The 9,713-nt window shown below is 71.4% G+C and carries 4 protein-coding genes; 3 read left to right on the forward strand and 1 reads right to left on the reverse strand.

The features are described from left to right. Nucleotides 1–78: 78 nt before the first annotated feature. Nucleotides 79–2,211 (reverse strand): DNA topoisomerase IV subunit B, encoded by a 2,133-nt coding sequence (gene parE, locus QR78_RS09420; RefSeq protein ID WP_048427255.1) that lies wholly within the window; start codon nt 2,209–2,211, stop codon nt 79–81. Between the two features lie 304 nt (nt 2,212–2,515). Here parE and QR78_RS09425 point away from each other — a divergent pair, with 304 nt between their 5' ends. The 3 genes from QR78_RS09425 to QR78_RS09435 form a co-directional block, all read left to right on the forward strand. Further along, nucleotides 2,516–2,719 carry a hypothetical protein gene (locus QR78_RS09425; protein ID WP_048427256.1) on the forward strand — a complete coding sequence of 68 codons (204 nt, stop codon included), beginning with the start codon at nt 2,516–2,518 and terminating at the stop codon, nt 2,717–2,719. Between the two features lie 308 nt (nt 2,720–3,027). Then, nucleotides 3,028–4,848, forward strand: a complete 1,821-nt coding sequence (treZ, locus tag QR78_RS09430; protein ID WP_048427257.1) for a malto-oligosyltrehalose trehalohydrolase — start codon at nt 3,028–3,030, stop codon at nt 4,846–4,848. A gap of 1 nt (nt 4,849) precedes the next feature. Then, nucleotides 4,850–9,713 (forward strand): malto-oligosyltrehalose synthase (locus tag QR78_RS09435; RefSeq protein WP_048427258.1); only part of this gene is annotated, 4,864 nt, incomplete at its 3' end.

The following is a 9,713-nucleotide window of genomic DNA, read 5'->3' on the forward strand; positions in this document are numbered from 1 at the left end:
ACGAAAGAAAGGCCCGGCCGCTCCCGCGGCCGGGCCTTTCTTTCGTCGGATCGTCCCTCCCTTCTCGGCGGGGGCCGATCAGATGTCGAGCTCGATCTCGTCGGCGAAGACGGCGCGCTCGGAGATGAAGGCGAAGCGGGCCTCGGGCTTGTTGCCCATCAGCCGCTCCACCGTGTCGCCGGTGGCGTCGCGCGCCTCCTCGACCACCTCGACCCGCAGGAGCGTGCGCTTCTTGGGGTCCATCGTGGTCTCCTTGAGCTGGCCGGGCATCATCTCGCCGAGGCCCTTGAAGCGCCCGATCTCGACCTTGCCCGACTTGAACGTGGTCTTGAGGAGCTGCTCCTTGTGGCGGTCGTCCCGGGCATAGGCGCTCTTGGCGCCCTGCGTCAGCCGGTAGAGGGGAGGGACCGCGAGGTAGAGGTGGCCGCCCTCGATCAGCTTCGGCATCTGCCGGTAGAAGAAGGTGATGAGCAGCGAGGCGATGTGGGCGCCGTCGACGTCGGCGTCGGTCATGATAATGACCTTCTCGTAGCGAAGGTCGTCGTGCCGGTACTGGTTGCCGAGGCCGCAGCCCAGCGCCTGGGTCAGGTCGGAGAGGAGCTGGTTGGCCCCGAGCTTGTCCCGGCTCGCCGAGGCGACGTTGAGGATCTTGCCGCGCAACGGCAGGATCGCCTGGGTGGCGCGATCGCGCGCCTGCTTGGCCGAGCCGCCGGCCGAATCGCCCTCGACGATGAAGATCTCGGAGCCGGCGGCCCCGGCCTTCGAGCAATCGGCGAGCTTGCCGGGCAGGCGCAGCTTGCGGGTCGCGGTCTTGCGGGCGACCTCCTTCTCCTGGCGCCGGCGCAGGCGCTCCTCGGCCCGGTCGATCACCCAGTCGAGGAGCTTGTTGGCCTGGGCCGGGGAGGCGGCGAGCCAGTGATCGAAGGCGTCGCGGATCGCCGCCTCGACGATGCGGGAGGCCTCGAGCGTCGCGAGCTTGTCCTTGGTCTGGCCCTGGAATTCCGGCTCGCGGATGAAGACCGACAGCATCGCCGCGCAGGTCGCCATCACGTCGTCGGCGGTGACCGAGGCCATCCGCTTGACCTGGCCGACCCGCTCGGCGTGGTCGCGCAAACCCCGCAGCAGCGCCACCCGCATCCCGCTCTCGTGGGTGCCGCCCTCCGGCGTCGGGATGGTGTTGCAGTAGGAGGAGGAGAAGCCGTCGTCGTTCGACAACCACGCCATCGCCCATTCGAGCGAGCCGTGGCTGCCCGGCTTCGTCACCTTGCCGGCGAACACGCCGTCGGCGACCAGTTCCTTGCCGTCGATCTCGCGGGCGAGATAGTCCTTCAGGCCGGCCGGGAAGCGGTGCACGGCCTCGGCCGGCACGTTCTCGACCCCGTCCAGCAGCGAGGGCGCGCAGCGCCAGCGGATCTCGACCCCGCCGAACAGGTAGGCTTTCGAGCGCGCCATCTTGAACAGGCGGCGCGGATCGAACCGGTGCTCGCCGAAGATCTCGGCGTCGGGGTGGAAGCGCACCCGCGTGCCGCGCCGGTTCTGCACGCGCCCGACCGTCTCGATCGGTCCCTGCGCGTGGCCGCGCGAGAAGGTCTGGCGATAGAGCGTCTGGTTGCGGGCGACCTCGACCTCGAGCAGGTCCGAGAGGGCGTTCACCACCGAGATGCCGACGCCGTGCAGGCCGCCGGAGGTCTCGTAGACCTTCGAGTCGAACTTGCCGCCGGCATGCAGCGTCGTCATGATCACTTCGAGCGCCGACTTGCCCGGGAATTTCGGGTGCGGGTCGACCGGGATGCCGCGGCCGTTGTCGGTCACGACGAGGCAGCCGTCCTCCTGCAGCTCCACTTCGATGAAGCTGGCATGGCCCGCCACCGCCTCGTCCATCGAGTTGTCGATCACCTCGGCGAAGAGGTGGTGCAGCGCCTTCTCGTCGGTGCCGCCGATATACATGCCCGGCCGGCGCCGCACCGGCTCCAGCCCCTCCAGCACCTCGATCGCCGAGGCATCGTAGCCGGCCTCCGCCGCCTCCGCGGGCGGAGGCACGGCGACCGGCTTCGGACGCTTGAGCGGCTCGACCTTGGGCTGATCCGCCTTGAGCCGATCGGCCATGAGCTGATCGGCCTTGGACGGCTCGGCCGGCGGCTTGCCCTCGGGGGTCTTGTCCCCGGGAGGCTTGCCGCCCGCTCCGAACAGGTCTCGTGCGGCCTCGCTCACGCGACGGCCTCGCGGTGGGGGAAGGGCTCTGGCAGCATTCGAGGTCATCCTCTCCCTATACCGGAACAAACGCGGAACAAAAAGGGGTTTCCGGGGGTGTCGGGCGTGGCATGGTCGCGTACGGGCGGGCGGTCCGGGACCGCCGCGCAGCAGAACCCGTACCAGAGTCACCGAGACGTAAACAAATTCCCTTAAAGCCCGGTGACGGACACGGGCGCGCCGGAACCTCGGCCATGACCACCCGTTGTCGAATCGGTCGCGCATTCGCCGGCCGGACAGGCCGCGCCACAGGAGCGACCCGACGATGAGAGCCGCCAGACGCCCGGTCCGCGACAGCCAGACCCGTCACCTCACCCTCGCGCGCGCCGAGTTGGCCGCCGGTCAGGCCTTCGGCTTCGCCGAGGAGGGCATCGCCGCGGCGGGGGCCGGCCTCAACCGGATGGCGATGACGGCGACCGGCGCGACCCTCGCGGTCGCCCTCGCCGCGACCTTGGCCTGGGCGTTCTGAGCCTCGCCTCACTCAAGACCACTGTTTCGAGCCGATCTTCCCTCGAGCCGACGCGTCCGGGTTCCCGGACGTGGCGCCGGATCGCGCGAATCCGGCACCCCGCACCTCGTCCCCAGAACAATGCGAGTCGGCCAACAGGGATGGTGGAGATCCGCCATTGCCGGGACGGCCGGCCGCCTTAGCTCCCGCCGCAAGCCTGGCCTTCCGCAGTGCGGAACCTCGACAGGCCGGCGGAATTTCCAGAGCGGCGGCCCCCACGCTGTCCCGACTCGCTCTTTGCCCTCACGCTTTCGAAGGATGGTGGCCCGATGCGGCGCGCCCACAGCATGCCATTCGGTGCGGAGATCGGACCGGAGGGCGTGCGCTTCGCCCTTTGGGCGCCGACCGCGACGGAGGTCGCCCTGGTTCTCGACGGGAGCGAGCATCCGCTGCCGGAGGCGGGCGAGGGCTGGCGCCGCCTGACGGTGCCGGGCGTGCGCGCCGGGGCCCGCTACGGCTACCGGATCGACGGCGACCTCGTGGTGCCGGACCCGGCCTCGCGCTTCCAGCCCGAGGACGTCTCGGGCCTCTCCGAGGTGATCGATCCCGCCGCCTTCCCGTGGACCGACGGAGGCTGGAAGGGCCGCCCGTTCGAGGAGACGGTGATCTACGAGGCCCATATCGGCACGGCGACGCCCGAGGGCACCTACGCGGCACTGGCGGAGAGATTGGAGGCGTTGCGCGACCTCGGCGTGACCGCGATCGAACTCCTGCCGCTGGCCGACTTCAAGGGCACCCGCAACTGGGGCTACGACGGCGTGCTGCCCTACGCGCCGGATTCCGCCTACGGCACTCCCGACGACCTGCGCCGCCTCGTCGACCGGGCGCACGCGCTCGGCCTGATGGTCTTCCTGGACGTGGTCTACAACCACTTCGGACCGGCCGGAAACTACCTCAACGCCTACGCCAAGACGTTCTTCACCGAGCGCCACCAGACCCCCTGGGGCGCGGGGATCAACTTCGATGGCAAGACCAGCGGCCAGGTGGTGCGGGACTACTTCGTCCATAACTCGCTGTACTGGCTGGAGGAATTCCACGTCGACGGCCTGCGCTTCGACGCCGTCCACGCGATCCAGGACGATTCCGACAAGCACTTCCTCGGTGAGCTCGCCGAGCGGATCCGGGCCGCGTTCCCCGACCGGCCGATCCACCTGATGCTGGAGAACGAGGCCAACCAGGCCTCCTGGCTGGAGCGGGACGGGGCGGGGCAGCCGCGCCATCACAGCGCGCAATGGGCCGACGACACCCATCACGGCTGGCACATCCTGCTCACCGGCGAGGAGGCCGGCTACTACGAGAGCTTCGCCGACAGGCCGGCGGCGCATCTCGCCCGCAGCCTCGCCGAGGGCTTCGCCTACCAGGGCGAGCCGTTCAAGACCCTCGACGATCACCCGCGCGGCGAGCCCTCCGGTCACCTGCCGCCCTCGGCCTTCGTCACCTTCCTGCAGAACCACGATCAGGTCGGCAACCGGGCGCTGGGCGAGCGCCTGAGCCATCTCGCGGAGCCCGACAGGCTGGCGCTCGCCCGCGCCGGCCTGCTGCTCAGCCCGCAGATCCCGATGCTGTGGATGGGCGAGGAATGGTCGGCCTCGACCCCGTTCCTGTTCTTCGTCGATTTCGCACCCGACGAGGAGCTGAACAAGGCGGTGCGCGACGGCCGGCGTCGCGAGTTCAAGAGCTTCGCGGCCTTCGCCGACGAGGAAAAGGCGAAGACGATCCCCGATCCGACCGCGGAGGAGACGTTCCGGCGGTCGACCCTCGACTGGGCGGAGCGCGACCGCTCGCCCCATCGCGAGGTGCTCGCCGACACGACCGCGCTCCTGGCTCTGCGCCAGCGCGAGATCGTGCCGCTGACGAAGACCGCCTGGCAGGGCGGACGCTACGCCCTGCCGCGGCCCGACACGATCGACGTCACCTGGTCGTATGCCGGGGGCGATCTGCGCTTCGTCGGGGTGTTCGGGGGCGAGCCCTTCGCCCTCCCGAAACCTCCCGGCCGTGTCGTCTGGCGCTCGCCCGCCGTGACGGAGGGCGAGAACGGTTCCCTGGTCCTGCCCGCCTGGTCGGGCATGTTCGTGAAAGAGGTGCGTTGAGATGGCCGTGACCGAGGATGTCGTCGCGCGGCTCGCCGATGAGGCGGGCATCGCCGCCGACTACACCGACGCCTTCGGCCAGCGCGTCGAGACCCCGCTCTCCGTGCGCCGGGGGCTGCTCGCCGCCCTCGGCCTGCCGGCGGGCACCGAGGAGGAGGCGCGGGCGAGCCTCGGCCGCATCCACGCCCTGCGCCACGGCCTCGTGCCGCCGCTGGTGCCGGTCGAGGCCAGGCGCGCCGCGCGGGTGCCGGTCCGGCCGGAAGGCGGCTCCGGCACGCTGAGCTGGCGCGTCACCGACGAGCGCGGCACCGCCCGCGACGGGCGGGTGGCGCTCACCCCCGGCACCGAGGCGATCGAGCTGCCGCCCCTCACCCCCGGCTACCACAAGCTCGTCGTGACGCTCGGCGAGCGGCGGGCCGAGGCGACCGTGATCGCCGCGCCCCAGCGCTGCTGGCGCCCGCGGGCGCTGGCCGAGGAGGGGGCTCGCGACTGGGGCCTCGCCGCCCAGCTCTACGGCCTGCGCTCGGCCGACAACCTCGGCATCGGCACCTACGCGGATGCCGGCCGGGCCGCCGCCGATGCCGGCGCCAAGGGCGCGGCGTTCCTGGGCTTGAGCCCGGTCCACGCCCTGTTCTCGACCGATCGCCAGAAGGTCTCGCCCTACTCGCCGTCCTCGCGGCTGTTCCTCGAGACGCTCTACATCGCGCCCTCCGCCCTGCCGGGCTTCGCCGGCAGCCGGGCGGAAGTGCTCCTGCGGGACTCGGATTCCGAGATCGCACGCCTGCGCGAGGCCTCCCTGGTCGATCACGCCGGCATCTGGCAGGTGCTGAGCCCGGTGCTGGAAGCCTTGTGGCAGGACTCGCCGGCCCGGGCCGGACGCGACACCGACTACCTCGCCTTCCGGGCCGCGGGCGGCGAGAACCTGGAGGCCCACGCCACCTTCGAGGCCCTGGCCGAGCATTTCGCGCAGGCCGGCGCCCACTGGCTCGGCGACTGGCCGGAAGCCTACCGCCGCAACGGCACATCCGAGGTCGCGGCCTTCGCGGCCGAGCATCAGGAGCGGGTGTCCTACCACGCCTGGCTGCAATTCCTCGCCGACCGGCAATTCGCCGAGGCCGCCGCCCGGGGCCTCGCCACCGGCATGCGGCTCGGGCTCTACCGCGACCTCGCGGTCGGCGCGGATCGCGGCGGCTCGGAGATCTGGTCGCATCCCGAGCGCTTCGCCGCCGGGCTGTCGATCGGCGCGCCGCCGGACATCCTCGCCCCGAACGGCCAGGATTGGGGCCTGCCGCCCTTCGATCCGCTGGAGCTGGAACGCGACGGCCTCGCGGCCTTCCGGGCGCTGGTCCAGGCCAACATGCGCCATGCCGGCGCGATCCGCATCGATCACGCCTTCCAGCTCGCCCGGCTGTTCCTGATCCCGGTCGGTGGGGGCGCCAAGGGCGGCGCCTACGTGGCGATGCCGTTCGAGGCGATGCTGGCGGTGCTGCGCCTCGAGAGCCACCGGGCGAAGTGCCTCGTCATCGCGGAAGACCTCGGCACCGCGCCGGCCGGCTTCTCGGACGCGCTGATGCAGGCCGGCATCCTGAGCTACCGCATCCTGTCCTTCGAGCGGGGGGAGGGCGGCAGCTTCAAGCGTCCGGCCGAGTACCCGCGCGACGCGCTCTGCGCCATCACCACCCACGACCTGCCGACCTTCGTCGGCTGGTGGCGCGGGGTCGATACGGAACTGCGCCAGTCCTTGGGCCTCTACGACGCCGACCGGGCGGGATCCGAGCGCGACGAGCGGGTCCACGAGCGCCGGCGCCTCGCCGAGGCGCTGAACCAGGAGGGCCTGATCCCGACGAGCGAGGTACCGGCCGAGCCGCCCTTCGAGGCGGCCGTGCGCTTCCTCGCCCGCGCGCCGTCGGTGCTGACGGCGGTGCAGTACGAGGATATCCTGGGCGAGGTGAGCCAGGCCAACATGCCGGGCGTCACCGAGGGCTACCCGAACTGGCGCCGCAAGCTCGACCGCGACCTCGACGCGATCGCGGCGCCCGGCGGGCCGCTCGCCAAGCTCGCCTCCTCGCTCGCGGCGGAGGCGCGGGGCCCGCGCTCGGGCGCCGCGCGACTGGCCTCGCCGCCGCCGCGGGCGACCTACCGGCTGCAATTCCACAAGGACTTCACCTTCGACCACGCGGCGAAGATCATCCCGTATCTGGCCAAGCTCGGCATCAGCCACGTCTACGCCTCGCCGATCCACAAGGCGCGGCCGGGCTCGATGCACGGCTACGACATCGTCGACCACCGCGAGATCAACCCGGAGCTCGGCGGCGAGGAGGCGTTCGTCCGCTTCAGCGACGTGCTGAAGGCCCACGGCCTGAAATTCCTGCTCGACATCGTGCCCAACCACATGGGCGTCGGCGGCGCCGACAATCCGTGGTGGCTCTCGGTGCTCGAATGGGGCGCGCTGTCGCCGGCGGCGGACGCCTTCGACATCGACTGGGGGCGCCTGGGCGCCCGCAACAAGCTCGTCGTGCCGTTCCTCGGCGACCGCTACGGCGAGGCCCTGGAGAAGGGCGACCTGAAGCTCGCCTTCGATCCGGAGGAGGGCGCCCTCAGCGTCTGGCACTTCGAGCACCGCTTCCCGGTCAACCCGCTGAGCTACCCGATCGTCCTCGACCGGGCGCTCGCCGCGCTGACGGAGGTCGGCGACGAGGCCTCGGCGGAGGTGCTGTCGATCTCCGAGCGCCTGCGGCGGATGGGCGACGAGGCCAATGCCGAGCGCCAGGCCGGCTACCCTGAGGAGGCGGAAGGTCTGAAGCGGCGCCTCGCCCATGCGGTGGCATCCTCGCCCGATCTGAAGGCCGCGATCGACCGGGCGGTGACGCTCGTCAACGGCTTCAAGGGCCATCCCGACAGCTTCGGGGCGCTCCACCGCATCCTGGAGGCCCAGGCCTACCGGCTCGCCCATTGGCGGGTCGCGGCGAGCGACATCAACTACCGCCGCTTCTTCGACGTGAACTCGCTCGCCGGGCTCAAGGTCGAGGATCGCCGGGTGTTCGAGGGCGCCCACGCCATGCTGTTCCGCCAGATCCGCGAGGGGCGGATCGACGGGCTGCGCATCGACCATATCGACGGGCTCGCCGACCCGGCGGGCTACGCCCGCGCGCTCCAGGCGGCGCTCGGACCGGGCTTCTACATCGTGGTGGAGAAGATCCTGGAGCCCGGCGAGCGCTTGCGCCCCTGGCCGATCGCCGGCACCACCGGCTACGACGTGCTCAACCAGATCGACGGGTTGTTCGTCGACCAGGTGAAGCGGGAGGCCGTGGCGGGGCTCTATGCCGGGGCGACCGGCATGGACGAGCCCTATGCGCATCTCCTGCGCAACGTGAAGGGCGAGATCCTGGAAACCAGCTTCGCCAGCGAGCTGGAAGTCCTGACCTCGGACCTCAAGCAGGTGGCCGACGCCGACCGGCGCACCCGCGACTTCTCGGTCAACGCGCTGCGCCAGGCCTTGTCCGAGATCGTCGCCCGGTTCCCGGTCTATCGCAGCTACCTGCCCCAGGAGCTCGACGAGAACGAGATCGAGGCCGAGGACCTGAAGCTCATCGGCGACACGGTGCGCAAGGCCAAGCGCCGGTCCAGCCTGCCCGACCGTTCGGTGCACGATTTCGCCGAACGGGTGCTGCTCGGACGGCTCGACACCGAGGGACCGGGCCGGCCCGACCCGGAGGTGGTGCGCCGCTTCCGCCGCCGCTTCCAGCAGCTCACCGGCCCGGTCATGGCCAAGAGCCTGGAGGACACGCTGTTCTACCGCTTCGTCGAGCTTCTGGCGCTCAACGAGGTCGGGGGCGATCCGGGCGAGTACGGCCTCACCGCGGAGCATTTCCACGGGCTCCAGGCCGCCCGTGCCCGCGACTGGCCGAACGCGATGATCACCACGGCGACCCACGACACCAAGCGCGGCGAGGATGCCCGCACGCGGCTGCTGGCGCTCTCCGAGATCCCGGGGGAATGGGCGCAGGCCTGGGACCTCTGGGGCCGCGTGGCCGAGCCGCACCTCACGGCGCTCGAGGGCGAACCGGCCCCCGACGCCAACGACCAGTGGATGTTCCTGCAGGCGATCCTCGGTGCCTGGCCGCTGGAACTGCTGACCGAGAATCCGGACCCGAAGGCCGTCGAGGAATTTCGCCGACGGCTCGGCGCCTATGCCGAGAAGGCGATGCGCGAGGGCAAGCGCCGGTCGAGCTGGGTCAATGTCGACGAGGCCTACGAGGGGGCGGTCGCCAAGCTCTTCGACGCCCTGGTGGCGCCGGGCTCGGAGTTCCTGCGCGAGTTCCGGCCCTTCGCCGCGCGGCTGGCCCGGGTCGGCATGGTGATGGGCCTCGCCCGCTCGGCCCTGAAATGCACCCTGCCGGGCCTGCCCGACATCTACCAGGGCACGGAGTTCTGGGACTTCTCCTTCGTCGATCCCGACAACCGCCGCCCGGTCGACTACGCCGAGCGCGAGGCGGCGCTCGGGCAGGACACGGCTCTGGAGGACCTGCTCGCCGCCTGGCCGGACGGGCGCATCAAGCAGCGGGTGCTCGCCCGGTTGCTCGCCGACCGCGCCGCGCATCCCGGCTTCTACGCCGAGGCCGACTACGTGCCGGTCGCCGCCGAGGGAGAGGGGGCGACGCGGGTCGTCGCCTTCCTGCGCCAGGACGCGACGGCGGGCTCGGAGGCCGGCGACCTGCTGGTCGCGGTGCCGCGCCACGTCGCGGACAACCTCGCGGACGATCTCGCGGGCGAGGACGGCCGGTCGGTCGCCGGGGCCTTCGGCGGCACCGTCCTGCCGGTGCCGGAGGGCAGCGTCTGGCGCGACCTCGTCACCGGCGACGAGG

The organism is Methylobacterium indicum, from assembly GCF_001043895.1.
Taxonomy (GTDB): domain Bacteria; phylum Pseudomonadota; class Alphaproteobacteria; order Rhizobiales; family Beijerinckiaceae; genus Methylobacterium; species Methylobacterium indicum.